We start from the raw sequence: 25,146 nt of genomic DNA on the forward strand, positions 1-25,146 counted from the left end.
TCCTATTGTTTTATCCTAAGCTTTCGGGAGGAAGTCGTTCGTGAACGCTTTATCCGCCTCCAGCTCCTTCTCCAGCAGCTTGTGATCGAACATCCACTGGGAATAGTTCACCCATACTTCCTTCTTCTGCACGCCCCACTGCGAAGCGTCATCCGTATATTTCGGGCTAAGCCACTTCTGGCTTGCGCGAACAAGGTCCGCATTCAGATCCGGCTCTGCCTTAATCAGCACTTCCGCCGCATCCTCCGGATGGTCAATCGCGAATTGGTATCCCTTAGCGGCGCCTGCGACAAACGCTTTAACAATCTCCGGTTTCTCGGCGATCATTTTCTCGCTAGTTTCAAGAAGCGGCGTGTAGTAATCCAGCTTGTCGCTGTAATCGGTCAAGTAAACCATATTCAGCTTCTCGCCGCGCAGCTCGGCTTCCACGCCCGTCCAGGCATAGTAGATCCAGGCAAAATCAATGTCGCGCTTCACCGCCGTGAAGAAATCCGTATCGCCGATGCTAAGCATCTTCACTTTGGTTACGTCCGCGTTCTCTTCCTGCATCAGAGAGCCGATTACCGCTTCTTCTACCGGCGCTCCCCAACCTCCGTAGGTTTTGCCTTCAAACTTTTTCGGAGAGTCGATTCCTTTGGATGCCGGCGAAGCGAAGCCCGAAGTATTATGCTGAATCACGGCAGCAACGGATACAAGCGGCACACCGGCGATTCGCGCCATGGTGAGCGACTCTTGGTAGCCGACGCCAAACTCCGCTCCGCCGGAAGCTACCATTTTATCCGCGCCGTCCTGGCCGGGCTGAATAATCTCGACGTCAAGGCCTTGCTCCTTGAAATAACCTTTATCTCGTGCCACGTACAATCCGGTATGATTCGTGTTAGGCGTCCAATCCAGTACGACCTTTACTTTGGTCAACGGCTTGTCCGCTCCGTTACCGGCTGACTCGTTCCCCGTATTCTTGTTGTTGTTCGAGCCGCATGCGGCCAGCAGCACAACTACCGCCAGCATAGCTGCAACAATCGCGAACCTTCTCTTTGCACCTGATCTCATCTTTCTGTCTCTCCCTCTCTCTACTTGACTATGACGTTTGCTATTATGGCCGGACTACCTTCTGAAAATAAAAAAAGCCCTCCGATTTCCGGAGAGCCATACTTTTCGTCAGCTTTATTACAGGTCCGCCCGCTTCCTAATATAACGGGCAACCTAAATAACAAATTCCTACGCTGGCATTATCCAGATCAGGTATAAGGGTCGGAATTTTCTTCGGAATTCCCTCTCAGCTAGCCTCAACCAGCTCCCCGGTGCTATTCACTTACGTCAATAAACCTCATTATACCCTTTCTACCCGAAAAAGCCAGCTTCCTTTTAAATAAGTCATCTATTCAAGGTTCAAGGTTAGACATAAGCCGATTTTTACGCTTGGTGGGTTGTTGTCCTTATAGCCGCGTGACCGGGATGAATAGTATGTAGTCGAGTGCATATCCGCTAATATCGAGAGGATTGAACCGGGGTGAAAAGACGACACAAGAGAAGCAAGAAGCCGAAACGGCCAAACGCATCGAGGTCTAGAAGACGCAAATCAGGAGGCCGTACCCGATCATACGGCAGACGAACCGCTAAGCGTCAAGCAAAGCGAAAACAACGCCGGCTCTCCAATAAGCGCAGCGCCGGGCGGCCCGCCGCGGAGAAGGCAACGCTTCAATCCGACGGCTCAACCCGGGAACCAGGCGTAAATATTATCGGTTTTGTTCATGCCGAGATGGGGATCGGGGAATCCTCGCGGCTAGCGGCAAAAGCGATTGATTCGGCGGCCATTCCGTTTGGCCTCCTTAATTTCCCGCTTGCCGTAGCCTCGAGAATGTCGGATTACAGCTGGTCGCATAAGCTGCTGGATAAAGCCCGGTACAATACCAATATTTTTCATATGAATGCCGACTTTATGCGTCCTGCCCGCGAGCATTTCGGAAACGAATTGTTCAACAGCCGTTACAACATCGGGTATTGGCATTGGGAGCTGCCGGAGTTTCCGGAAGAGCATGTGGAAGGCTTCAGCCATGTCAACGAGGTGTGGGTGTGCAGCAAATTTGTTGCCGAGTCCGTCTCCAAACGGGCATCCGTTCCCGTTGTTACGATTCCTCACTGCATCCAAGTACAAGTCGCGCCGAATATTAACCGCTCTTCCTTCGGGCTGCCGGAGAACCGGTTTCTGTTTCTAATGATGTACGACGTCCAGAGCTCAACCTTGCGCAAAAATCCCCGGGCGGTAATTGAAGCCTTCAAGCTGGCGTTTGACAAAAACGATCAGCGCGTTGGACTTGTCCTTAAGGTAAATAATGCGGACTTCCGGCCAAATGAGCTTGCCGAGCTGAAGAAGCTGATTGCCGAACGGAGTAATATGCATTTAATTGACAGAGTGCTGTCAAGGCACGAAGTAAACGCCCTGCTGCAGTGCACGGACAGCTATGTTTCCCTTCACCGTGCCGAGGGATTTGGTCTTGGTCTCGCGGAAGCGATGTATTTAGGCAAACCGGTCATAGCAACGAACTGGTCCGGCAACACGGAGTTTATGAATGCTTCAAATTCCTGTCCGGTTTCCTACCAGCTCGTTAACATCGGGCAGGACTGGGGGCCGTACAAGAGCCATCAGATCTGGGCAGAGCCTAATATCCGTCATGCCGCGGAATACATGCAGCGCCTCCTATCCGATGCTCGCTGGCGGGAATCCATTGCGGTAAGCGGCATGAGGACGATTCATAACGATTTCTCTCCTGCCGTGATTGGCCAACGGATCAAGAACCGGTTAATAGAGCTGCGTCAGATTTAAAACAATGAAAGGCCTGCCCGATAGCGAGATTGCTCTCCCCTACCGGGTCAGGCCTTATTAAGCCAGCTCATTGCGCCAATAATTCAATAAATCCTTCATGGTCTGCTCGAACGGAATTTCCGGCTTCCATCCGGTCTGCTCGTAAAACTTGCTATAATCCCCTACAAGCACCTTAACATCGGATGGCCGAAGTCTTGTTTTGTCTTCCTCTATCGTAATATCGACGGTACTATAGCTAAGGAGGATTCGAATCACCTCGCGGATCTCATGGCATTGACCGGATGCGATATTATAGATTTCACCGGCCTCGCAATTGTCCATCGCCATCCGGTAAGCTCTAACCACATCGCGCACATCCGTGAAATCCCGTTTGGCGTCCACATTCCCCACATACAGAACCGGCGGCTTTAAGCCCTTCTCGATCTCCGCGATTTGCTTCGCGAAATTCGAACTCACGAATTGTTCGCCTCTGCGGGGACCATGATGATTAAAGGTCCGCGTTCTGATAATGTGCTGTCCATAGGTTTTGAAATATTGGTAGCCCAAGTAGTCCTGGGCGATTTTACTGACTGCGTACGGACTTATAGGTCGAAGCGGATTGGTCTCCTTGACCGGCACCTCGTCTTCTTCCACATGCCCGTATTCCTCGCTGGAGCAGGCAATCAGCACTTTGGAGGCTAACCCAAGCTTTCTTACCGCTTCCAGCAGATGAACCTGCCCTACAATATTGTTCGTCATGGTCTCGGCAGGCGATTCCCATGACAGCGGTACAAAGCTTTGCGCCGCCAAATGAAAGATCAGGTCCGGCCGAATGTCCGCCATCATACGCTCAACCGCCTGAGCATCCATCAGCTCGCACTCATACAGGCACATATCCGGCAGCAGATGGCGAATATGGCGCAGCGAACTGTGACTCCTCATGGTTCCTGTCACTTCAATCCCCTCGCCGAGCAGATGCTCGGCAAGATGACTGCCTACAAAACCGGTTATTCCTGTAATCAGTGCTTTCATCCCTGCCGGCCTTCTTGATCCGCAGTAAGCGCGGCGATCGCATGCTTGACATTTTGTTCGTCCGATTTCCGGCAGATAAGGAGGCCTTCTTCAGTCGATACAATAATCAAATCCTCAATACCAATCGCAACAACCTGCTGCTGTTCCGAATAAATAATCGTGTTGCGCGTCGCAAACGGGAAGATTTGCCCCAGCAGCAAGTTTCCGTCGCCATCCGTATTAAATATTCTCTCAAGCGAGGTCCAGGTTCCAACATCGTCCCAAATAAATTCGATAGGGATCGTATAGAGACGCTCCAGCTTTTCTACCAGGGCATAATCGATAGAAAGCTTCTGCAAACGGGCATACGACTGCCTGAACTCTTCATCCTTTTGGTCAAAAATAGACCACATCCCCGGCTGATACTTCATCATGTAACCGGCGATCGTAGACGGCTTCCATATAAATATACCGCTATTCCAATACATATTCGGAAGCTCTATCAGCTTCTCGGCTTTTTCCTTGGTTGGCTTCTCGATAAAAGCTTTGACCTCTTTGATGCGTTCCCCAAACTTATCCGCATGCTCTTCGGTTTCTATCGTCTCAATATAACCGTAACCCGTTTCGGCTCTTGTGGGGACTATGCCAAGCGTGACGACAACGCCATCCGTCTTGGCCGCCTGTTCCGCCGCGCGAAGAGCATCCATCAATTCGTCCGTATCCGGAATGTATTGATCGGAAGGTGCCGTTACGAGCACGTCGTCCAGCTCCTGCTTCAGGAAATAACTGGCCGTCAATGCGATGCAAGGTGCGGTGTCTCTCTGATCGGGTTCTATAATGATACGATTGTCTCCCAGCTCGGGAAGCTGTTCCTTCACGATCGGCAAATAGTTTTCGCTTACGGCGACATACACATTTTCTTCGGGCAGACAGGAACGGAATCGCGCGTAGGTTTGCTGCAGCATCGTTGCCTCTTCCGAAGCCAACGTCAGAAACTGCTTCGGCTTGGCAACCGTGCTTCTTGGCCAAAAACGCGTCCCCTTACCTCCTGCCATAATAACAGCGATCATTGACTTTCACCTCGAAACGGTAACTCTTCTACTATTAAAACCTCTCTTCTAGTCAAGCCGGAGCTCCTTCCTTAACCGGTGCCGGATTGATAAATTACATATCTTCAACTTATGCTTTAATAGAGTAATCCTAATGGACGAATAGCCAATAGGGACGGAAATCAGGCAGATGACTCCGCCCAACTATCGCTTTCAAGCATAAACGACCATGCTTTGACTTAATCTATTAAAAATAGACAATCGTTCACGGCAAATACCGTCTTCTCTATGAATCTCGCAACATATGATACGGTATATCAATTGAAAGGAGAGGATTAGATATGGGAGAAACAGGTTTGACAGGTCTGACCGGTCTGACTGGAGCTACTGGCCCTACAGGCCCTACTGGCCCTACGGGTCCTACAGGTCCTACTGGCCCTACTGGCCCTACGGGTCTTACTGGCCCTGCTGGTCCAGGTGCTGCGGTTTACGGTGCTAACGGAGGGGTCTTCCCGCTTGGCGCAATCGGAATCATCGGAACAGTTATTCCACCTGTTGAAATTCTTGCCGTTCCTGTTACAGTTACTTCGGCTGCAGCCAATAAAGTAAAAATCGACGGGGTTGTTGACGTAGCGATTTCCGGTACAATCCTTGGCGTATTGCTGAACCCAACGATTACCGTGGATCTGCTCCGCGACGGCGTTGTAGTAGCTTCGGTTACAAGCACAACTTTCGCAACGATAGCACTTGCTGCAGTACTGGATCTTGAAGTAGTGATTCCAATCACTTTCTACGACACGCTCACTGTCGGCGCACACGAATATACGCTCGAAGTAGCCGTTAACTCGATCTCTGTAGCAATCACAGGTGCTACTGCTTCGGTTCAATACTCCTCGCTTACAGCTTCGGTCGGCGTCTAACCAAACCCAAACAGCCTTTTCCCTTCACGAAAAGGCTGTTCCTCTACATATGCGCTTAGAGTGGCGCTTCTCCCTTGATGAGCGCATTGGCTAGATGGCCGAAATCGATCGCTACCTTGCCGGTTAAGCGGGCAAGCTCTTCGGTAATCAATACGGCAGCGATTCCCGCGGAGACCAGTGCAATGTCAAACTCGTACTGTTTAGCCAATGCCACTACTCTGGCGGCATCCCGGGCACCGTTAACCGGCGTCACGATGCCTGCAACGAATAAGCCGCGATGGTCAAGAACGGCGGATAGCTGTTCGGCCATATTGCCTATAAGGAGAATACGCCTGTTCTGCAGAATCGGGAGAAGGCAGCCCGCCGTGCATAAGCTGTAATTAATAAGGGAATCCGTCCATTGCTTCTCCCGGAGCGATAAGCCAAAGGCTTGAAAAACCGGCGATACAAGCAGCTGATAATTCGGCATTCTGGTTCTCGGTATGCCAACAATATCGGCCCCGTTAACCGCTTCGACCAAGCGGTTGCGAATATCCAGATCCGGCACCTTCACTCCCGCATATTCCAAAAATTTGCCTTCCCGCCTTACTTGATCAACCGGCATAACGATTTCTTGAGCCATGGTAAGCAGCTCTCCGTCTCCGAGCCTTACAACCGATAACGGCCGCTTCTCCTCCATGGCATGAAGAATCGCATCTCTGACCTGTTCCGGAAGCATAAGAGGAATGGCTTGCTCCATATGCATGCTTACTCCCGTTGCTATGATTTGCTGGAGAGACAGGTCCGGAAAAATGATATTCGGCGGCAATAGTTGATCTATGATTTCTTCCCCGCCTGCATATTTTCCCTCTTGATATCCTTTTGCGTAGCCCTCCATAAAACCGGCAAGCTGCCCAGTCTCTGCCCTGGTTCCTTCCGTTTCCGCTTCATGAGCCGCTTCCGGCACTGCTTCTCCTAGCTCTGCCGGGTTCATGATGATTTTGGGCGAAGCATGGGTTAAACGTCGTTTCCTGCCGATTTGCTTCTTCCGTTTCCGCGGCTTACCTTTTTTGCGAGGCGTCCGAATTCGCATGATGTTCCCCCTTGCCGTTCTCATCGTGTAATTCAAGAGGGTCTATTCCCCATTTATTCATAAACAGCCGCCGGTTTCGGTCAACCAGCTCCTCAAGAGCTTCTCCGTCATAACGGCCGAAGGAAGCACTTCCATGATGATAGACAAAAGCATCCTTTGCGACGGCAACGCGGTACCCAGCGCGATAAGCCCGGTAACAGTAGTCGTCATCCTCGTAATGACCGGGCGAGAACCGTTCATCGAGTTGACCTATTGTCTGCATCAGGCTGCGGGAGAACAACATGCAAAAACCGATGATCCGGTTCACGAACTCGCATTGCCCGTTCTCATCGATTTTCAGACGCTCGGCGAATTCGTCATAACGGCCAGTTATTGCGATTTGCTGCCTACCGCTCGCATAGTTTGTCATCGGCCCAACCAGCCCGATGGCAGGATCCGAATCCAGCACGCTGTGCATCCTGCCCAGCCATTCGGACGTGACCAAAACATCATTATTAAGCAGAAGCAGCCGGTCGCCTCTGGCCAATCTCATACCCCAGTTGCAGGCTGCCGGAAACCCCGTGTTCACCGGCAAGGAAATGGCAATGATCCGCTGCTGCTTCAAATAATCCAGCGTACCGTCGGTTGAGCCGTTGTCAATAACAATAAGCTCATACGGTTCTTTGGTATGCTTACGGATCGTTCCGATGGCCTCCCGCAAATGGGAGAGCGCGTTATAGGTCGGAATGATGATGCTTGTTAACATCTTTCGCACGCTCCCTTTTGCGCAAATGATCGGTATATTTGAGGCGCGGGCTTTCCTCCCGCATCGCCCAACCCAGCGCTTCCAAATGATCGCCCATAATCAGCTTAGAGATCGGATTGCTCGCGCCGACATTATCCTTCCTGTGCCTGTTTCTTTTAAATACATTGATGCTGCCGCCGATCCCGATTCGCAAGCCCCTTTGCAAAGCAATGGCCTGCGCTTTCGGAGGAACCGCCAGGTTGGCGAAACCGATCACGTCAATCGCTCTTCGGCTTAAGGCATGCGGAACGGCCGTCATGGAATTCACATTCAAATCATCCCGGCGATTGGAACGGTTCAGAAAATATTTCATAATCGAAACTTCGTCCCAATCGGAGAACATGCCTACATAACGGGAAAGATCGTTCAAAGCGACGTCCATGTCACGATCAGTTGCCCTTGCAAAGCTTAACAGCTGTTCAGCGGCTACCGGGATATCCGCGTCAAGAAAAATCACGATGTCGGAGGTTGTAATTTTCGCTCCGATTGCTCTTCCCACATCGTGACCCAAGGCTTCGTTATAGTGGAGAATGATCGCTCTGCTGCTCGTTCTTGCCATCATAAAGCTCGAGTCCGTCGAGCCGTTCACAACAACAACGATCTCATGGAGGGGCATTCGCTCCAGCTCCTGAATGGTTGACTGAATGGACAACTCCTCATTCATGGCCATAACAACGGCTGCCACTTTCTTATGGGTCGGAAGCAGTACCCAATTGCGGGTCTCGTCAAATGAACGAGTAGAAAAATACCCTTCAACGAATGCTTTCATTACCGGAATATACTTGCCGGCGGCAGTTGCTTTTCGAATTAATCCGCTTTCCTTGAGCCACAGCCCCTGCACATGTTGTTGAAGGTCTGCCCCCTCCTCCATTAATGCCGTTTGAGCAGCACTTCTGCCGAGTCTCCAAGCCAATATGGTTAATTGCTTGCTGGTCCCCTTATCCGCAAGCCCCCGCTTGGTCTTCTGGGGCCTGGATTTCCTTGTACCGGCCGGATTCGGGCGCCGTCTCGGCCGGGATGTCAACGGTTTGGTAGAATACGCTGTTTTTCTTTTCCTGGCGAGGCTTCTCATATTCACACCTCGTTATTCTCATTATGTCTTTCTATGTGCATGCCAATAGAATCCTCCTAGCGTCTGCCTCTGACATTGTATGTGCGGACAATAGAATCGTAACGGCTTATGTACGGCACCGCGCTTCATAAATGTGTATATCGCCTGCACGTTTGTCCCTGACCTCTTATAGCAAACGAACATAAAATATTTCAATTCTTGTGCTTCTATAACGATAGATGGGGAGTTGACTTATGGATTGGAAGTTTTATAGGCCAGAATACGCAGCCGACCATGCACCGGAAATACCGGCGGGAATGATGACGGAAGGAGCTTGGTCCGGACACCGCCGCTTTGCATACGATCTTGTTCGTTTCGCCAAACCGAAAGTAATCGTTGAGCTTGGCACCTTATACGGAACTTCATTTTTCAGCTTCTGCCAGGCCATTAAGGATGCCGCTCTCGATACCGCCTGCTATGCCGTGGACACTTGGCAGGGCGATCCTCATACAGGGATGTACGGGCAAATCAACGATGGCATTTATCAAGCGGTTCAATCGGTCAAAAACAGGGAGTATCCGAATGTCGGCAGTCTTGTGCGAACCACTTTTGACGAAGCGCTTGCTAAGTTTTCTGATAAAACGATCGACATCCTTCATATCGACGGCTATCATGCTTATCATTCGGTGCTCCATGATTATGCGAGCTGGCTGCCGAAGCTGGCGCCAAACGGTATCGTCCTCTTTCATGACACAGCAGTCAAAATCATGAATTTTGGCGTTCATATTTTGTGGGATCAGCTTAGCGCCATTCATCCCCACATGCAGTTCCAACATTCCAACGGCCTTGGTGTGCTCTTTCCGAAAGGCGTGCCGGACAAATTTCAGGATGTTCTTGCCCAGCAGCAGAAGCTCATCCTCCGTTATGCCAGAGGGTAGAGACCATGAAATACACCATTCCGAAAGACACCTACAAGAAAGCGAAGGATTGGGCGAAAACCCTTTCCGCAAGCGAAGCCAAAGAACGATATAAAGTGATTTATCCAGCCGAAACGGTACGGTTGCCTTCCCCAAGAAGCATTGATCCGCACCGCTGGATCTCAACCTGCCACTATGAAGAAGCTTTTGTTGTCAGCATTCCAGATGGAAGGCTTATGACAAGCCACATGTACGTGATTACGCCGGATAACAAGCGGCTTGGCGATCTGGAGCTGTACGATACCGGCTATGAAAAAATGGTTCTTGAAGAGCCTGACTATTATGCCGGAACCGTCGCCTCCTTGTTCTGGGGCTGGAACTTCCCAAAACCAAAGAGCCGCGGCACGCACACGGTATTCGGACACTGGTTCTTTGACATTTTGCCCCGCATTCATCTGCTGGAGAAGAGCGGGATAACGATCGATAAATACGTATTGCCCAAACTGACCTTCCCTTTTCAATACGAGTCATTAAAGCTGCTTGGCATTCCCTTTAACAAAATTATTCAGGTCGATCAAACGGACTTCCATCTGAAGGCTAAGACTTTGGTTGTGCCCGCCGTACCGCTCATGATCGGAAAATGTCCGCCTTGGGCTTCGCATTATATCGCGGATCAAATGAAGAACAAGCGTAAAATCCGCAAACGCAAAGGCTACGAGCGGATTTATATCACGCGTGAGGACGCGGAGGCCCGCCACGTGGTCAACGAAGACGAGGTGCTTCGCTACCTGCAGACAAAGGGGTTTAAGAAGATTGTGCTCACGCCGATGACGACGGAGGAAAAAATCGAAGTTTTTGCTTCGGCCAAAGTCATTGTGGCGCCTTTCGGTAGCGGCAGCATTAACGTTGCCTTTTGCGACCCCGGGGCATCGCTGATTGAACTGGCCCCCGTATCCTTTGTCGACAATTATTTCTGGAAGCTATGCTGTCATGCCGGGCTTGATTATTACGAGCTGTTATGCAAGGTTGAACCCCAGGCGCATGTAGGTGCGGACAACATCATTGTCGATATCGGAAAGCTGGATATTTACTTGCGGCTTAACGGTATTGTGAATGCTTGAACGATTTCTTAAATTACAGGAGGATAAAGCATGAATATCCTGATATGGTCTAATCAGTTCTCGATCGGCGGAGGGATGCGCCTCTTGTTTAATCTGACTGCTGCCATTGCCCGCCAGCCGGGAGTAGAGCGGGTCAGACTAGTCGTCGCACCAAATTCGCAGCTGCGAAATTACGCGGAGCTTCAAAAAACGGGGAATATTGAAATCTGCTTTAACGATTATCCGATCAACCATCCCCAGAGCAGCCACCTGCTAGCGAATATGAACGTGGTTTATTTCTTCTGGCCGCATACCGAGCAGTTTCAAGCCATTGACCGTCCTACGGTCTGCACCTTCCATGACACCACCATCTTTGATTTCGTGCCGCCGTTCATGAAAGGCGACGAGTTGTCCTTTCATTGGAGATTATCCAAAAAATGGATCGATCACACGTCTTCGGTAGTCGTATCCTCCCAACATGTCAAGAACAGACTTGTCGCCCATTTCGGCAACCGTTCGGAGCAGGCATTTGTCATTCCGCATGCAATTACTCCAATCGCAAATGTCTATAACCGCAAGGTGTCACCGGAGCTAGGCGCCCGAATTCCGTCCGACTATATTATTTATCCATCCAATACTTCTCCGCACAAAAACCATAACAATCTGCTTATGGGCTTTGCCAAATCGCGGTACAAAAGAAAATACCCGTTAGTCTTAACCGGGTATTTGACCGATAAATTACGCATTCCGTTCCCGGACAGCACGTCCGAAGTGAACTGGATTCCAACGCTTGTATCCACCATGAAGAGGACCGGTCTTCTGCTCGACCGGCAAGTCTACCCGCTTGGATTTGTAGGCGACCATGATATTCCCGCCTTGATCAAAAACGCTAAAGCACTTATTATGCCAAGTCTGTCGGAAGGCGGCGGCAGCTATCCGGTTGAAGAAGCCTTGCGGCTTGGCACTCCGGTGTTATGTTCGGATATACCGGTTATGCGGGAGCATCTGTCCAGACATAGCGCCAAGATTGCCTGGTTTGACCCGCATAACCCGGATTCCATCGCCAAAGCGCTGGATGATTTGTTTGACGACTATGAAACTTATAAATTATCGGCTTTGCAAGGCGTCCATGACGCCACGCAAACCTGGGACGATATTGCCAAGCAATATATTGAAGTGTTCCGGATTACCTTCTGGCGTTATTACGGCAAGATTCTCTATTAATAATCAGATCCGGCCAATGATTGCCGCATAATCCAAAGCCACATTCGCCCAGCTCCTGTGCAGAAGGCCGCTTGCCGCTTCCTTCTGCGCGGGAACAACCGACTTCCCTTGCACATACAGCTTGCCGATGGACTCCGCCATTTCATCAGGATTGTAAGGATCAAATGTCGCAAAGCTGCTCATATCCGGAATAACCTCCTGGACAATCGACAGCCGGCCGAAGGCAACCGGGGTATCCATCAGCAACGACTCGACGATCGGGAATGGACAGCTGCCTTCGAACAAGGTTGGCACAACGACCCCTTCCGCATATTTGTAAAGCGACGGCAAATCGGCTGACGGGATACGGCCCATAAAGATGACCGATGACCGAATAACGGGATCGGCAATCGCGTTCAGCGCTTCCGTAATTTCCTGCTGTCTCGGACGGTTATTGAGATCATCCGTAAATACGAGCTTTAATCCGGATGCCCTTCCCAGATCGGTAAGCCGGAATCGGTGGAACGCGTCAATAAGCCGCTCGTGGTTTTTGTGCAAGCGGATGACGGACGGGAAGGTCAGGTAAGGACCAAACAGATTGTATTTGACGCGGAATTCTATCTCGGTCTTGATGCCAAAGGATGAGTATTCCTCATGAGGCGCAGCGAATCGGACCACTTCCGTCTGATGAACCGGAAGATTCAAATACGTCAGCCCTTCATGATTGCGGATATAATCGGAATCAAAAACGACAATCGCGGCATTCCTCGTAATTTTTTCCGCCAAAGAATGAATGTATTGAAAATGATCGATATCCTTCGAATACAGATCCGGGAAATGCAGATAAACCAAATCATGCAGACAAACGATATACGGTCGGTGCAGGTATTGGGCCAGCCCCATGCCAACGTAAGGGACGATCCAGACATCAGCAGGCACGATCCGGTTGATTGTCGCCATGCTGTCGGAGTGGTAAAAGTGCAAACGGCTTGGATACAAGGCCTTGAGGGGAGCAAAGATGGTTTCCGTCTCATTCACATTGGCTTCCGTTGTTGCGATATGAAGATTAAATCCGTTTGGCAGCCCTAATAGACCTTCGGTAAGGCGGACGAAGAAACGTCCGATCCCTTCGCCGTCCATTGCGATTTGGGCGCCGAAGCATAGGAACAGACCGATATTCTGGTTTGCCGCGGCCCTGGCGTTTAACGCGGCTTTCACTTTAGGGGCAGGCGGATTTACGGCACGCAACAGATTCTGCGCTTCTTCCGACATGAGCACCCTTGCCAGCAAGCCTTGCCTGGAAACTCCTTGGTGGATGGCCATAACTTCGTTTGCGACATGTGCGTCTTCCGGCTCGCGGCCTAATAGCTCAGCATAGATTCCATGGATAAAGTCCAAGGTATGGGCTGGGAATAAGCCTTGCAAATTAAAGGCCGAAGTGTTGTGGTCTCCGGACTGTTTTCTCGTAAATACCTGCTCGGCTTCGCCGCTTTGCATGATAGACGCCGCCACTGAGGCTCTTGTCATCGCGCCGGCTTCCAGCCTGCCTTTAAATTCGTAGAATCCGGCCGCATCCGGCTCTCGCTGCAGAAATTGCCGGTAGATCTCCCAAATAAAGTCCTCATTATCCAGCTTGAATACAAAATGAAGGTAATCGATGATCCGGCTTCCCTCCACCAGACTTGCCCGCACTCTCGCATTATTGGACCTTAATCGGGCTGCATCCTCCGCCGATATGGAAGCTCCGTCGGGAACGGCTGCATGCGGTACGGCTTTCTTCTTTCTTCTGCCCGTTTTTTTGCCGCGCAGACGTTTCCTGCCTTTTCTTCTCGAAAGTCTCTTCGGCTTTCCGTTTTTCCGCCGTTTGCTTCGTGCTGTTCGGCTGCGCAAGCTGCGTCTGACCGACCTGCGTTTCTTTTTTCGCTTCATTGGTCTGGCCTCCCATCACTATTCGTCTGTAGATAGAGTATTGTCACGGCCCGAAAAAGAAACGGCTCACGCCCTAGCCCTCTGGGGATTTCGACCATATTTGCCGAAATAGACGCCTGTCTAGCCGGAATTGAAGCATTTTATGGCCGCTTGAATATGATGGGATATGCGTAAAGGAGTCGATCGTTTTGTTTCATCATGCCTTGCCTAATAAAACCGTAATTATTGGCGCCGGAGGTCACGCCAAAGTGATCGCGGATATTTTGCGGCACGATCCGCATGTCGAGCTGATCGGCTGCATCGGCCCGGATCCATCGGCAACCATTCTTGGCCTAACCGTGCTTGGCGGTGACGAGCTGCTGCCGGGATTGCATAAGCAAGGAATCCGCCATGCCTTTGTGGCCATCGGCAACAACGCAAGGCGGCATGCCCTTGCGAAGCATGCGGAAAGTCTCGGATTCGAGCTGGTAAATGCCATCAGTCCGCGCGCTTATTTGGCTTCCGGCGTTACTCTCGGCGCGGGAGTAGCGGTAATGCCGGGATGCGTCATTCAGCCGGACACCCGAATCGGCTCATATAGCATCATTAATACCGGAGCTACCGTTGACCACGACGGGAACATCGGCATGGCCTGCCATATTGCGCCGGGCTGCCATTTGTCCGGCAACGTCACAGTTGGCGACGAATCTTTCCTCGGTACCGGTACTTCGGTCATCGACGGCATGCAAATCGGCGAGGGCTGCATGATTGGAGCCGGAGCGGCCGTCATCCGGCCAATTCCTTCGCATTCGCTGGCTGTTGGCGTACCTGCCGTTGTCAAACGGACTTTAGCTTAAGAATGAAGGTAACTCGGAGGGAGGCATAATTGATGGACAACAAATTTTATCCGGTTGCCGTACCCGTATTTAACGGAAACGAAAAGAAATATGTCATGGATTGCATCGACTCAACCTGGATCTCTTCTGCCGGAAAATATATTAACGATTTCGAGACTAATTTCGCCGCGTATTGCGGCACCAAATATGCGATTTCCTGCAGCAACGGCACTACCGCCCTACACCTGGCGCTGCTGGCTTTTGGCGTTGGACCGGGCGATGAGGTCATCGTTCCGACCGTCACCTTTATCGCTACCGCAAACGCGGTTGTATACTGCGGGGCAACTCCCGTCTTCGTCGATTGCGAGCCCGAGACATGGAACCTGGATCCCGAGAAGATCGAAAGCCTGATCACCCCTCGCACCAAAGGCATTATTCCGGTGCATCTCTACGGCCACCCGGCCGATATGGACGCCGTCAGCAGCATTGCCAAAAAGCATGGTTTATTTGTACTCGAGGATGCCGCGGAAGCGCTAGGCGCGGAGTATAAAGGGAAACGAACGGGGTCGCTTGGCGATATCGCAACCTTTAGCCTCTTCGGCAACAAAATCATTACAACCGGCGAGGGCGGCATGATTACGACCGACGATGAACAGCTGGCGAACAAGATGCGTACGCTCCGCGGCCAAGGCATCGATCCGGTGCGCAAATACTGGTTCCCGATAGTCGGTTACAATTACCGCTTGACCAATCTGCAGGCTGCCGTCGGCTGTGCCCAGCTCGAGAATGTGGATTGGCATATCGGCGAGAGGAAGAGAGTTGCCGGTCTTTACTACGAGAATCTCAAAGATGAGCCTTCCCTTACGCTGCCTGTCGAAATGACCTGGGCGAAAAACGTATATTGGATGTTCAGCGTAGTTCTTAACGATGCAGATGAGGCCCGAAGAAATGAAATTATGGCGCAGCTCAAGGATGACGGCATCGAGACGCGGCCTTTCTTTTACCCGATGCATGTACTTCCGCCTTATCAAGGCTTGCAGCATCATGAACAATTCCCTGTTGCAAACCGCATTACCGCGCAAGGCTTTAACGTCCCTACTTACGGCGGACTAACCGAGCAGGATATTCAGCATATTTGCGACCGGATCAAAGCGCGTGTTCGCGGCGTGTAACGCGTATATAGAATGAAGAAAGCCCATCTATTTATCCCCGGGGATTGTAGATGGGCTTTGTTATGGAAGGGATGGGGCCGAAAGGAATAGCAAAAAAGCTGCCTCTTGCGAGACAGCCTTTTCCGTAATTGCTTATTCCATATCCAGGCTTACGCCGTAACCGAGCTTGCGCAGATCGACAACCCGCCGCGCTTCCTCCAGATCGCCAGCGACCATCTCCCCGACCAGATCCTTCAGACTGCTTACCGGCTGCCAGTTCAGCTTGGTCCGCGCTTTAGTCGAATCCCCGATCAGAAGCTCTACCTCGGACGGCCGGTAGAACCGGGGATCTACTTTGACTACGGTCGTGCCTTGCGGAATCTGGTATTCCGGATTGCTGCAGGATACCACGTAGCCGTATTCCTCCGCCCCTTCTCCGTCGAAGGCAACCTCGATGCCCGCTTCCGCAAAAGCAAGGCGGACAAACTCTCTGACCTCCGTCGTTTCGCCCGTGGCAATGACGTAATCCTCAGCCGTATCCTGCTGAAGAATCCGGTACATTGCATCGACATAGTCGCGCGCATGGCCCCAATCGCGTTTAGCCGACAGGTTGCCGAGAGCCAGCACGTCCTGCAGCCCGTAAGCGATCCTCGCTACCGCACGGGTTATTTTCCGGGTTACGAAGGTTTCTCCGCGAACGGGGCTTTCATGGTTGAACAAAATCCCGTTGCAGGCATACATATTGTACGCTTCCCGGTAGTTCACCGTAATCCAATAGCCGTACAGCTTCGCTACCGCGTAAGGACTTCTTGGGTAAAACGGCGTCGTTTCGCTTTGGGGCACCGCCTGCACCAATCCGTAAAGCTCGGAGGTGGAAGCCTGATAGATCCTGGTCTTCTCCGTCATCCCCAGAATCCGGACCGCTTCAAGCAGCCGCAAAGTTCCGATGCCGTCCGCGTTAGCCGTATACTCCGGCGAATCAAAGCTGACATGAACATGGCTCATTGCGGCCAAATTATAAATCTCGTCCGGCTGAACCTGCTGGACCAAGCGAACCAAGTTCGTTGAATCCGTTAAATCTCCGTAATGAAGCACCAGCTTCTTCCCGATTTTATTCGCTTCGTCCGCGAGGCGGTCGATCCGCCCGGTATTGGCAAGCGAGCTCCTGCGTCTAAGTCCATGCACGACGTATCCTTTGGCAAGCAGAAGCTCAGCCAGATACATCCCGTCCTGCCCGGTAATCCCTGTAATGAAGGCGACCTTATTCATGGTTCCCTCCGTCATCGTCATATTGAGCAGGTCGGTCTCCTGCTATCTTCCATATGGTATGACAGGACAAACTGCCTCGGCATCGGACAAAGAACTATTTTCAGCCAAAATGAAATACTGCGCTTAAGATCAATACTATTGCGAGAACCACATACAAAATGAGGGATATTAGCAAAGCTGTCCGCCTGTTCATAGCATCGTCCCCTTTAGCATCGTATACACTTCATTATATGCGGGCGGGACATTCGCTGAGATTGTACGGCGGTTAATTTTCGTACGGGTTGTATGTCCCTGGAAAGCATCCCCTTTTCGGCTGTGATATAATGAACGTTATGACGTTATTTCTCGAGCCAGGAGGGTTTACAATTTATGCTGCTTTCCATTCTGCTTATTTTGGTGGCCATTATCGCGCTGCCTCCAATTATCTTCTTCAGCTACATGTACGCCTTATCGAAGAAACCCAAACATTCGATTATCCGTTCGCATCCGTTCCTTGGCTGGCTCCGCTACCTGCTTGAAAAGCTTGGTCCCGAATTCCGGCAATACTGGTTCGATAACGATACGGAGGGCAAACCGTTCTCGAGAGCCGACTTTGTTGGCGTCGTGTACGCCGCCAAGTACCGGACGGACCTGATCTCCTTCGGCGGCCGCCGGGACTATGAGAAGCCCGGCTTTTATTTGTCCAACGCCATGTTTCCGAAGCTTACCAGCGAACTTAAGATCGATAACGATACGATGCTGCCGGGCAAAAAGTATGTCATAACGGACGAAGGCGTCTTCACGCGCCAGGAAAAGTTTATCTCCGAACAAGTCAGGCCTTGGCTCCTTCATGACGACGATGCGCTAATCGTAGGCGAAAACAGAGATCAGCCATGGAAGCTCAAGGGTTTGTTCGGTGCCTCCGCTACCTCCTTTGGCGCAGTTGGCGAGAACTACATTCAGTCGACGGGCAGTGGCGCCAATATGGCGGGAGGCTCTTGGATCAACACGGGAGAAGGCGGCGTAGCCGATGTCCATCTATCGACCGGCGTTGATGTGGTGTCCCAGATTGGACCCGGCTTATACGGCTTCCGGGACGAGACGGGCAAATTCTTGATTGAAGCCTTCAAGCGCAAAGCCAGCCATTCCAACATTAAAGCCTTTGAGCTGAAATTCCATCAAGGCGCCAAGATTCGCGGCGGACATCTGGAAGGCTCCAAGGTAAACGAGAAGGTTGCTGCCGCTCGCCTTGTTCCCGTCGGTAAAACCGTCAATTCTCCTAACCGTTTCGAGTTTCTGACAAGACCCGAGGAGGCGCTGGAATTCATCCAAACGCTGCAGCGGGAAGGCGGCAAGCCGATTGGCGTAAAAATCGTCGTTGGCGATCCGCAGCGTCTCGAGCCGTTTTTCCAAGCTATGATCGATATGAATATTTATCCGGATTTTATTACGGTTGACGGCTCCGAAGGCGGCTCGGGCGCTACCTTCAAAGCAATGGCAGACGGCATGGGGCTTCCGTTGTTCGCCGGCCTGCTGATTCTGGACGACACGGCCCGCAAATTCGGCATTCGGGACCGGTTCAAAATTTTCGCCTCCGGCAAGCTTATTACTCCGGATAAAGTTGCCATTGCTCTAGCGCTCGGCGCGGATGCCGTCAATTCGGCCCGCGGCTTTATGATGGCGAACGGCTGTATCATGGCACTGCAGTGCCATACCGGCAAATGCCCGGCAGGCGTCACAACAACGGACGATAAGTACCAGGAAGCGCTCGCTCCAGAAGAGAAGCAGTGGCGCGTCATGAACTATATCCTCCAGATGCGGGAAGGCCTCTTCTCCCTGGCTGCCGCTTGCGGTCTGAACAGTCCGCGCGAGTTCCGCCGGGAGCATGTCGTGTTTATGACCGACAACGGCCACACGGACCGCGTCGTTGATTTGTATCCGTATCCGGAAACGGTATAACATAGATAAACGGTTCGAATCCTTATAAAAATAGCGTTGCAGAGAGCTATCCCTGCAACGCTATTTTTCGTTTTTGTTCCCTTGCAGCTTTTTTTAGCAAAACTCCCCCCGCAATAGATAGCAGAGCGCTCTACGTTGGAAATAGTACAGTATCATGAGGCGTTTCTTTATATACGAAGTCGCTCATCTTCGACAGGACTCGATTTACTTCTGGTGTAATACCGATAGCTCTCATCCTCGATTTTAATCTTCTTCTTAAATATAAATCCGCTCTTCTCAATCACCCTCATAGAGGCGATATTGCGAATATGGGCCAGCGCGACTAAACTGTCGATTTTCGTATGCTGAAACAAGTACTCCACCATCCCTTTCACCGCTTGCGTCGTATAGCCTTTATTCCGGTGCTGATTCGAAATCGCGTACATGATCTCCCGCTCCGGGACGGGCAGCTCTTCTTTCAAGCCCGTACAACACCAGCCAATAAATTCGCCGCTCGATTTTTCTATCATCCCCAGCCTTAATCTCAGGTCGCCAACCTCTCCGCCCCCCGACACGGCCTTAAGGAACCTTGCGTTCTCTTCCCGTTCATAATGAACAAACCATTCTTCCCTCTGCTCCCTGGACACGTTCCAACCCGGCAGAAACTCATAAATTTCAGGCTGCCAGGTCAAGGCATGCAAGCTTTCCAGATCATCTATCGCGTACTCCCGTAAATAAACGGCCGGACAATCAATTCGGATTTGACTCATACCTATCTCCCCCATTTCGCTGCTTCCCTCACTATAGCAAGCTTCCAGCTCCGCCACAGTATCCTCTTTCATTAAAAATAAACTTTCCCGTTCAAATTTAGGGTTGCAATTCCACATGGCCCACCTTAAAATGAACTTATACGAACTTAAATAAACTTATTTAAACAAATTCATTTAACCATTGGAGGTCATTTCAACATGGAAATCCGTTACGCATCGCATCCGCAAGAGGTAAAAGCATTCGATACAACGCGACTTCGTCAAGAGTTCCTGCTCGAGACTCTTTTCGTTCAAGACCAGCTGACCCTTACTTACTCGCACGTTGACCGCTTTATTATTGGCGGCGCGGTACCGGTTAACCAATCCGTTAAGCTCGAAGCCGACACTAAAACCATGGGTGCGGCAACCTTCCTCGAACGCCGCGAGATCGGCATCATTAACGTAGGCGGCCGCGGTACGGTTACCGTTGACGGCACCGCTTACGATATGGAAAACAAAGACTGCCTCTACATCGGCCTTGGCGCTGCAGAGGTTGTGTTCACAAGCTCGGATTCGGCTAATCCGGCCAAGTTCTACCTGAATTCGACGCCTGCCCACAAGAACTACCCGACGGTGAAAGCATCGATCAGCGAAGCTTCCCCTAACCATCTCGGAGCTCTTAACACGAACAACGAGCGTACGATCTACCGTTACATCCACACTGGCGGTATCCAAAGCTGCCAGCTGGTTATGGGCCTCACGATGCTGAAGCCGGGCAGCAACTGGAACACAATGCCTTGCCATACGCACAACCGCCGCTCCGAAGTATACCTGTACTTCGATATGCAAGCAGACGGAAATGTTTTCCACTTCATGGGCGAGCCTCAAGAAACGCGCCATCTGGTCGTGCGCAACGAGCAAGCGATCCTGTCGCCTAGCTGGTCGATCCACAGCGGCGTAGGCACAAGCGCTTATACGTTCATCTGGGGTATGGCTGGCGAGAACCAAATCTTCGAAGATATGGACGCGGTTGCACCTCAAGATTTGAAATAACATGAATGCGATTCGCAGACATGAATTAATTATGGAAGCCCTTCTGGCGAGCCGCGAAGTTACCGTTCAGGATTTAAGCGAACGGCTGAACGTGACGGGAAAGACGATTCGCGAGGATCTGGCCAGGCTTGAGGAAAAAGGACTGCTCCTTCGCATACACGGGGGAGCAGTCCTTGCCCAAAGCGACCAGCTTGGCATTTTGTCGCAGCAAGAGCCGCTAGTGCGGCATGCCTCCGAGAAGACGGAGATTGCGGAGCTGGCGCTTACTTTTATTGATCCCGGCGACATTATCGCGCTGGACGGCGGCAGCACAACGCTAGAAATCGCCAAGAGGCTGCGGAATCAACCTATAACCGTCGTGACCAACGATGTACACATCATTGCCGAGCTGTCCCGCAAGGATGAAATTCAGCTGGTCGTGCCCGGCGGTTACCGCGTCCGCAATATGCTTGCAGGCGCGGAAGCCGAGGCTTACATCCGGAAGCTCAATATTAAAAAAGCCTTTTTGTCCGCTACGGGCGTTCATGCGGAATTTGGCTTCACAATTTATACAGGCGACCTGACGGCATTCAAGAGAGCCCTTCTCGATACGGCGCAAACCTCGTATGTGGTCGTTGATCACCATAAATTTGGCCAAGGCGCATTGTTTACCTTTGCGGACTTTCATGAGATAAACACGATTCTGACCGACTCGGGGATCTCATCGGACACGGCTGGGCAATACCGGCAGGCCGGTGCGAATCTTGCGATTTACGAAAGGATGAATTAATCGATGTTATTTGACCTGACAGGCAAAACAGCAGTTGTAACCGGTACATCCGGCGGTCTTGGCCAAGCGATGGCGCTTGGTCTTGCGGAAGCGGGCGCATCCGTCGTTGCCATCTCTTCCTCGAACAGCAATGCGACTGTTGCCGCAATCCGCGAGCTTGGCGGACAAGCGGAAGAAATCTCCGCCGACCTTAGCAACGCCGATATTCTGGAAGATGTCTTTAATGAGGCCCGCGGCTTTTTCGGCAAGGTGGATATTCTCGTGAACAACGCTGGCATTATCCGCCGTACGCCAGCCGCCGACCACGCGGCAAAAGACTGGTATGATGTCATCGACCTGAACCTGAACTCGGTCTTCTTCCTCAGCCAGCTCGCCGGACGCCACATGCTGGAGCGCGGCAGCGGCAAAATTATTAACGTCGCTTCCATGCTCAGCTATCAGGGCGGCATCAATGTTCCCGGTTACACGGCAAGCAAACACGCCGTTGCCGGCGTAACAAAAGCGCTGGCGAATGAATGGGCTGGCCGCGGCGTGCAAGTAAACGCTATCGCCCCAGGCTATATGACAACGAACAACACGGCCCCGATTCTGAAGGATGAAGCCCGCACGAACTCGATTACCGAGCGAATCCCTGCTGGCCGCTGGGGTACGCCGGATGATCTGAAAGGTCCGGTTGTATTCCTCGCTTCTTCGGCATCCGACTACTTGAGCGGTCATGTTCTCAACGTAGACGGCGGATGGATGGCAAGATAAAAAGAAAAAGACGCTTAAACGGATAACCGTTGAGCGTCTTCTTTCTTTTGATCCCAATTATATTTATTCAGCTGATCGATCAGATTCTTCATGTTGTCAAGGTCAACCGCATATGGACGGACATCTCCGCCGAGCAGAAACTCGGCTTCTCCCCTCGTCATAGACACGCTATATGCATGGCTTACCGTAAATGTGATCGAATCCACATTATCGATCAGACTAAGCAGCATAATGGCATTCCGGTAAAAAACGTTTTTATTCGCGGCCATTTCTTTCTCCGCCTGCATATCATCCGTTCCATCGTAATTGACGGTAACCCCGTATGGCTGCGACTTCGTCTGAAGCGAAATCCCCTTCCCTTCCAGGTCAACCGGCTTAGGCATAGCCCCAATCAATCCGCCTACCTTCATGTGATTCCCGACATACAAGGTTTTATTTTCCATAAGCTTTTCAAGATCGTAACCGGCATACGTTTCTTTTTCCAAGGCTGCCGGCTGCATCGACTGCTGCAACGGCTTCGGATTAGCGGTAAATCCGGTAACAAGCACCACTGCAGCCAGCATCGACAACGCTATAACCCAAGAGGATGGCTTACGGTAAGCAAGAACGTTCGTAATTCTCGCCTTCACATCGCTTTCTCCGAAAGCAAGCGGCCCGCCCATTTGCCATTTGCTGCTGTTCATCGATATGGATAACAGCGTGGAGGCATAGCTTCTTTTCACCTCGCTCCCCATCCGCTTCATCACCCGTTCATCACAGGACATCTCCATGTCTTTGCTCATCAGCCTGTAAGAAATCCATAGGACAGGATTATACCAATGGATAATCATCAGCAAATAGGCAGCAGGCTTAATCAAATAATCCCGCCTCTTGATATGAACCTGCTCGTGGGCAACGATATAAGGCAGCTCTTCTTTGGACAGACCGGTCGGGATATAAATTCTCGGCTTCAGAAAACCAAACACAAATGGAGTGCGAATCTGATCCGTTTCAAAGATGCGATCCTGTACCAGCGTTGCCGTTCTCAGCTTACACCATAGCCTCGCATACTGGATCATACCGTATAGCAGCAGTACGCCAACACCGGTTACCCAAATCAAGCTGCCTAGCCACACCATGATTTGCATCGGATTTACGCTCGCTAAAGGCGTGGCAGACGGAAGAGGAACAAGCTGGCGAAGACTGTCCACGCCGATGTCCAATACCGGATTCTTCCGCATCCCGATATCATGCGGAACATATTCGAACCTTCCTGCTTGCGAATGGTTAAGAGGACGTACCGCTTGCAACAAGCTGAAGCCTGCCGAAAAACTAACGGGAACAAGCAGTCTTAACGCTACAGCCGACCATAGAAAGTAGGAAAATCGTTTAGGCAGCCGTTTGAACAATAATCTCGCAAGCATGACAGCGATAGCCACATACCCCGCCGTAATGCTCATATTAACAACCGTAATAAACAGATTCGTCATTGCGTCGACTCCTCAATGATCCGCTTCAGCTCCTCCGCTTCCTTCCTCGACAGCTTCTTTCCGCCAAGAAACGCCGTCAGAAATTGCGGCAACGAGCCGTCGAATGCTTTCTCGACAACCGTCTGACTTTCGTACTTCTGTGCTTCGGTTTTCTTGGTAAGGGACGTCACAACGGCCTGTTCATTCCTTAAAATGCCCCGCTCGCATAGCTTTCTCAGGACGGTATAGGTCGTCGATTTGCTCCAGCCCAGCTTTGATTTGCTCAGCTTCACAAGCTCCGTTGAATTAATCGGCTCATTGTCCCAAATCAGACAGGCAAATTTGTATTCCGCATCAAATAACTTATAGGCTTCCAGTTCGATCGCCTCCACTTTAGGTTTATCTCAATAAACCTTATAAACGAAGTTTATTGCAGTAAACCTCCTTTGTCAAGAGAATGCACCTCTTGTGTTTGACTATCCACCTGCGAAAAACGAAATAAACCCGCAAAGCCTTAGCTTTGCGGGTTAACTACTTGTTTTCTATTTCAGACCGCTTGTGCTGATCCCTTCAACGATATGCTTCTGGAAGAAGAAGAAAATCGCGAATACCGGAATCAAGCTTACAATCGACATGGCGAACATGGCGCCCCAGTTAGAAAGCGTCTCGGCATCGAGATACATCTTAAGGGCCATCGATACGGTGTACATCGAAGGCTTGTTCAGGTAAAGCAGCGGACCAATCAGGTCCTCCCAGCGCCAGTAGAACGAGAAGATTGCGGCGGTTGCCATGGCCGGGATAATGAGCGGCAAAATGATGCGGTAGAACAACCGGAACTTGCCGCAGCCGTCAATGGTAGCCGCTTCGTCGAGTTCACCCGGAAGGGTTCGGATAAACTGCACCATCAAGAAGATAAAGAACGGTGCCCCGAAGTATGCCGGGATAACAATCGGCTTGATGGAGTTCAGCCAATGAAGCTTGGAGAACAGGATATATTGCGGAACCAGCGTTACGTCATGCGGAAGCATCAGCGTAACCATCATAATCGCAAACCAGAATTTTTTGCCCCGGAAATTAAGCCGGCCGAAGCCAAACGCTACAAGCGCGGAGGACAATACCGCACCGATTGTGGCAAGCACGACAAGCACAAGCGTGTTCGTAATGTAAGTGCCAAACGAATGGCCGCCTATGCCGGCCCAGCCGTCCGAATAGTTCGTCCAAATCCATTTGTCCGGAATCAGGCTGTTTGCGGTTGTAAAGATCGTTTCGCTTTTCTTGAAGGAGCTCATGAGGAGCCAGATCACGGGATAGATCATCAAGATCGCGCCGCCGGCTGCAGCAATATGATAAATCGGCCATCTCCATTTTTTTGCGATCATGTGC

The 25,146-nt window shown here is 51.2% G+C and carries 23 protein-coding genes and 1 riboswitch; of the genes, 11 read left to right on the forward strand and 12 right to left on the reverse strand.

The window, feature by feature from the left end; all coding sequences use genetic code 11:
• Positions 1 to 15: 15 nt before the first annotated feature.
• Positions 16 to 1,050, reverse strand: coding sequence for an ABC transporter substrate-binding protein (locus PGL01S_RS13890; RefSeq protein WP_127495211.1), 1,035 nt, complete (start codon positions 1,048 to 1,050; stop codon positions 16 to 18).
• Positions 1,051 to 1,197: 147 nt separating this feature from the next.
• Positions 1,198 to 1,311, reverse strand: a riboswitch (TPP riboswitch).
• A 199-nt stretch (positions 1,312 to 1,510) separates the two neighbouring features.
• Between PGL01S_RS13890 and PGL01S_RS13895 the strand changes: the two genes are divergently transcribed.
• A complete protein-coding gene (locus PGL01S_RS13895; RefSeq protein ID WP_244935589.1) occupies positions 1,511 to 2,824 on the forward strand; it encodes a glycosyltransferase family 4 protein in 1,314 nt (437 codons plus the stop codon).
• A 57-nt stretch (positions 2,825 to 2,881) separates the two neighbouring features.
• Here the strand turns inward: PGL01S_RS13895 and PGL01S_RS13900 are convergent, their stop codons facing one another.
• Positions 2,882 to 3,835 carry a GDP-mannose 4,6-dehydratase gene (locus PGL01S_RS13900; protein WP_127495212.1) on the reverse strand — a complete coding sequence of 318 codons (954 nt, stop codon included), beginning with the start codon at positions 3,833 to 3,835 and terminating at the stop codon, positions 2,882 to 2,884.
• Positions 3,832 to 4,884, reverse strand: a complete 1,053-nt coding sequence (locus tag PGL01S_RS13905) for a mannose-1-phosphate guanylyltransferase (protein ID WP_127495213.1) — start codon at positions 4,882 to 4,884, stop codon at positions 3,832 to 3,834. The genes PGL01S_RS13900 and PGL01S_RS13905 overlap by 4 nt, the downstream gene beginning before the upstream one ends.
• Before the next feature lie 320 nt (positions 4,885 to 5,204).
• Between PGL01S_RS13905 and PGL01S_RS13910 the strand changes: the two genes are divergently transcribed.
• On the forward strand, positions 5,205 to 5,783 hold the full coding sequence (locus PGL01S_RS13910) for a hypothetical protein (protein ID WP_127495214.1): 579 nt from the start codon (positions 5,205 to 5,207) through the stop codon (positions 5,781 to 5,783).
• Between the two features lie 55 nt (positions 5,784 to 5,838).
• Here PGL01S_RS13910 and PGL01S_RS13915 read toward each other — a convergent pair whose 3' ends face one another.
• The 3 genes from PGL01S_RS13915 to PGL01S_RS13925 are packed head-to-tail and all read right to left on the reverse strand — an operon-like array spanning position 5,839 to position 8,711.
• Positions 5,839 to 6,855, reverse strand: a complete 1,017-nt coding sequence (locus tag PGL01S_RS13915) for a GT-D fold domain-containing protein (protein ID WP_127495215.1) — start codon at positions 6,853 to 6,855, stop codon at positions 5,839 to 5,841.
• Positions 6,824 to 7,600 (reverse strand): glycosyltransferase family 2 protein, encoded by a 777-nt coding sequence (locus tag PGL01S_RS13920; RefSeq protein ID WP_127495216.1) that lies wholly within the window; start codon positions 7,598 to 7,600, stop codon positions 6,824 to 6,826. The genes PGL01S_RS13915 and PGL01S_RS13920 overlap by 32 nt, the downstream gene beginning before the upstream one ends.
• Entirely contained in the window at positions 7,569 to 8,711 is a 1,143-nt protein-coding gene (locus PGL01S_RS13925) for a glycosyltransferase family 2 protein (protein WP_244935591.1), read from the reverse strand. Before PGL01S_RS13925 ends, PGL01S_RS13920 begins: the two co-directional genes overlap by 32 nt.
• Positions 8,712 to 8,944: 233 nt before the next feature.
• Between PGL01S_RS13925 and PGL01S_RS13930 the strand changes: the two genes are divergently transcribed.
• Genes PGL01S_RS13930 through PGL01S_RS13940 form a run of 3 tightly spaced genes read left to right on the forward strand, consistent with a single transcriptional unit; the run spans position 8,945 to position 11,931 of the window.
• Positions 8,945 to 9,628 carry a class I SAM-dependent methyltransferase gene (locus PGL01S_RS13930; RefSeq protein WP_127495218.1) on the forward strand — a complete coding sequence of 228 codons (684 nt, stop codon included), beginning with the start codon at positions 8,945 to 8,947 and terminating at the stop codon, positions 9,626 to 9,628.
• Between the two features lie 5 nt (positions 9,629 to 9,633).
• Complete coding sequence (locus PGL01S_RS13935; protein ID WP_127495219.1) at positions 9,634 to 10,728, forward strand: glycosyltransferase family 61 protein; 1,095 nt, start codon at positions 9,634 to 9,636, stop codon at positions 10,726 to 10,728.
• Between the two features lie 30 nt (positions 10,729 to 10,758).
• The gene (locus PGL01S_RS13940; RefSeq protein ID WP_127495220.1) at positions 10,759 to 11,931 is read left to right on the forward strand and encodes a glycosyltransferase; all 1,173 of its coding nucleotides are present in this window, start codon (positions 10,759 to 10,761) and stop codon (positions 11,929 to 11,931) included.
• Positions 11,932 to 11,934: 3 nt separating this feature from the next.
• Here PGL01S_RS13940 and PGL01S_RS13945 read toward each other — a convergent pair whose 3' ends face one another.
• Positions 11,935 to 13,839, reverse strand: coding sequence for a DUF4214 domain-containing protein (locus tag PGL01S_RS13945; RefSeq protein ID WP_127495221.1), 1,905 nt, complete (start codon positions 13,837 to 13,839; stop codon positions 11,935 to 11,937).
• Positions 13,840 to 14,027: 188 nt separating this feature from the next.
• On the opposite strand from PGL01S_RS13945, the gene PGL01S_RS13950 reads away from it, so the two are divergent.
• Positions 14,028 to 14,675 carry an acetyltransferase gene (locus PGL01S_RS13950; protein WP_127495222.1) on the forward strand — a complete coding sequence of 216 codons (648 nt, stop codon included), beginning with the start codon at positions 14,028 to 14,030 and terminating at the stop codon, positions 14,673 to 14,675.
• Between the two features lie 32 nt (positions 14,676 to 14,707).
• Positions 14,708 to 15,826, forward strand: coding sequence for a DegT/DnrJ/EryC1/StrS family aminotransferase (locus PGL01S_RS13955; protein ID WP_127495223.1), 1,119 nt, complete (start codon positions 14,708 to 14,710; stop codon positions 15,824 to 15,826).
• A 132-nt stretch (positions 15,827 to 15,958) separates the two neighbouring features.
• On the opposite strand, the gene gmd is transcribed toward PGL01S_RS13955, so the two are convergent.
• Positions 15,959 to 17,074 carry a GDP-mannose 4,6-dehydratase gene (gene gmd / locus PGL01S_RS13960; protein WP_127495308.1) on the reverse strand — a complete coding sequence of 372 codons (1,116 nt, stop codon included), beginning with the start codon at positions 17,072 to 17,074 and terminating at the stop codon, positions 15,959 to 15,961.
• Positions 17,075 to 17,443: 369 nt separating this feature from the next.
• On the opposite strand from gmd, the gene PGL01S_RS13965 reads away from it, so the two are divergent.
• The gene (locus PGL01S_RS13965; RefSeq protein ID WP_127495224.1) at positions 17,444 to 19,012 is read left to right on the forward strand and encodes an FMN-binding glutamate synthase family protein; all 1,569 of its coding nucleotides are present in this window, start codon (positions 17,444 to 17,446) and stop codon (positions 19,010 to 19,012) included.
• A 167-nt stretch (positions 19,013 to 19,179) separates the two neighbouring features.
• Here PGL01S_RS13965 and PGL01S_RS13970 read toward each other — a convergent pair whose 3' ends face one another.
• Entirely contained in the window at positions 19,180 to 19,761 is a 582-nt protein-coding gene (locus tag PGL01S_RS13970) for a GNAT family N-acetyltransferase (protein WP_127495225.1), read from the reverse strand.
• Positions 19,762 to 19,959: 198 nt separating this feature from the next.
• Here PGL01S_RS13970 and kduI point away from each other — a divergent pair, with 198 nt between their 5' ends.
• From kduI to kduD, 3 genes are read left to right on the forward strand one after another with little or no spacing between them, the layout of a single operon-like run.
• A complete protein-coding gene (kduI, locus tag PGL01S_RS13975) occupies positions 19,960 to 20,793 on the forward strand; it encodes a 5-dehydro-4-deoxy-D-glucuronate isomerase (protein WP_127495226.1) in 834 nt (277 codons plus the stop codon).
• Between the two features lies 1 nt (position 20,794).
• Positions 20,795 to 21,562, forward strand: coding sequence for a DeoR/GlpR family DNA-binding transcription regulator (locus PGL01S_RS13980; protein WP_127495227.1), 768 nt, complete (start codon positions 20,795 to 20,797; stop codon positions 21,560 to 21,562).
• Between the two features lie 3 nt (positions 21,563 to 21,565).
• On the forward strand, positions 21,566 to 22,315 hold the full coding sequence (gene kduD, locus PGL01S_RS13985; protein ID WP_127495228.1) for a 2-dehydro-3-deoxy-D-gluconate 5-dehydrogenase KduD: 750 nt from the start codon (positions 21,566 to 21,568) through the stop codon (positions 22,313 to 22,315).
• A 14-nt stretch (positions 22,316 to 22,329) separates the two neighbouring features.
• Here the strand turns inward: kduD and PGL01S_RS13990 are convergent, their stop codons facing one another.
• From PGL01S_RS13990 to PGL01S_RS14000, 3 genes are all read right to left on the reverse strand, one after another.
• The gene (locus PGL01S_RS13990) at positions 22,330 to 23,784 is read right to left on the reverse strand and encodes a M56 family metallopeptidase (protein WP_127495229.1); all 1,455 of its coding nucleotides are present in this window, start codon (positions 23,782 to 23,784) and stop codon (positions 22,330 to 22,332) included.
• Entirely contained in the window at positions 23,781 to 24,140 is a 360-nt protein-coding gene (locus PGL01S_RS13995) for a BlaI/MecI/CopY family transcriptional regulator (RefSeq protein WP_127495309.1), read from the reverse strand. The genes PGL01S_RS13990 and PGL01S_RS13995 overlap by 4 nt, the downstream gene beginning before the upstream one ends.
• Positions 24,141 to 24,305: 165 nt before the next feature.
• A complete protein-coding gene (locus PGL01S_RS14000) occupies positions 24,306 to 25,142 on the reverse strand; it encodes a carbohydrate ABC transporter permease (RefSeq protein ID WP_127495230.1) in 837 nt (278 codons plus the stop codon).
• Positions 25,143 to 25,146: the final 4 nt, after the last annotated feature.

Source organism: Paenibacillus glycanilyticus NBRC 16618, assembly GCF_004000805.1.
GTDB lineage: Bacteria > Bacillota > Bacilli > Paenibacillales > Paenibacillaceae > Pristimantibacillus > Pristimantibacillus glycanilyticus.

Coding starts and splice junctions, on each gene's coding strand:
- kduI (WP_127495226.1), top strand. CDS start 19,960: ATGGAAATCCGTTACGCATCGCATCCGCAAGAGGTAAAAGCATTCGAT.
- PGL01S_RS13910 (WP_127495214.1), top strand. CDS start 5,205: ATGGGAGAAACAGGTTTGACAGGTCTGACCGGTCTGACTGGAGCTACT.
- PGL01S_RS13905 (WP_127495213.1), bottom strand. CDS start 4,884: ATGATCGCTGTTATTATGGCAGGAGGTAAGGGGACGCGTTTTTGGCCA.
- PGL01S_RS13955 (WP_127495223.1), top strand. CDS start 14,708: ATGGACAACAAATTTTATCCGGTTGCCGTACCCGTATTTAACGGAAAC.
- PGL01S_RS13920 (WP_127495216.1), bottom strand. CDS start 7,600: ATGTTAACAAGCATCATCATTCCGACCTATAACGCGCTCTCCCATTTG.
- PGL01S_RS13980 (WP_127495227.1), top strand. CDS start 20,795: ATGAATGCGATTCGCAGACATGAATTAATTATGGAAGCCCTTCTGGCG.
- PGL01S_RS13900 (WP_127495212.1), bottom strand. CDS start 3,835: ATGAAAGCACTGATTACAGGAATAACCGGTTTTGTAGGCAGTCATCTT.
- PGL01S_RS14000 (WP_127495230.1), bottom strand. CDS start 25,142: ATGATCGCAAAAAAATGGAGATGGCCGATTTATCATATTGCTGCAGCC.
- kduD (WP_127495228.1), top strand. CDS start 21,566: ATGTTATTTGACCTGACAGGCAAAACAGCAGTTGTAACCGGTACATCC.
- PGL01S_RS13970 (WP_127495225.1), bottom strand. CDS start 19,761: ATGAGTCAAATCCGAATTGATTGTCCGGCCGTTTATTTACGGGAGTAC.
- PGL01S_RS13930 (WP_127495218.1), top strand. CDS start 8,945: ATGGATTGGAAGTTTTATAGGCCAGAATACGCAGCCGACCATGCACCG.
- PGL01S_RS13990 (WP_127495229.1), bottom strand. CDS start 23,784: ATGACGAATCTGTTTATTACGGTTGTTAATATGAGCATTACGGCGGGG.
- PGL01S_RS13965 (WP_127495224.1), top strand. CDS start 17,444: ATGCTGCTTTCCATTCTGCTTATTTTGGTGGCCATTATCGCGCTGCCT.
- PGL01S_RS13925 (WP_244935591.1), bottom strand. CDS start 8,711: ATGAGAAGCCTCGCCAGGAAAAGAAAAACAGCGTATTCTACCAAACCG.
- PGL01S_RS13890 (WP_127495211.1), bottom strand. CDS start 1,050: ATGAGATCAGGTGCAAAGAGAAGGTTCGCGATTGTTGCAGCTATGCTG.
- gmd (WP_127495308.1), bottom strand. CDS start 17,074: ATGAATAAGGTCGCCTTCATTACAGGGATTACCGGGCAGGACGGGATG.
- PGL01S_RS13940 (WP_127495220.1), top strand. CDS start 10,759: ATGAATATCCTGATATGGTCTAATCAGTTCTCGATCGGCGGAGGGATG.
- PGL01S_RS13945 (WP_127495221.1), bottom strand. CDS start 13,839: ATGAAGCGAAAAAAGAAACGCAGGTCGGTCAGACGCAGCTTGCGCAGC.
- PGL01S_RS13915 (WP_127495215.1), bottom strand. CDS start 6,855: ATGCGAATTCGGACGCCTCGCAAAAAAGGTAAGCCGCGGAAACGGAAG.
- PGL01S_RS13935 (WP_127495219.1), top strand. CDS start 9,634: ATGAAATACACCATTCCGAAAGACACCTACAAGAAAGCGAAGGATTGG.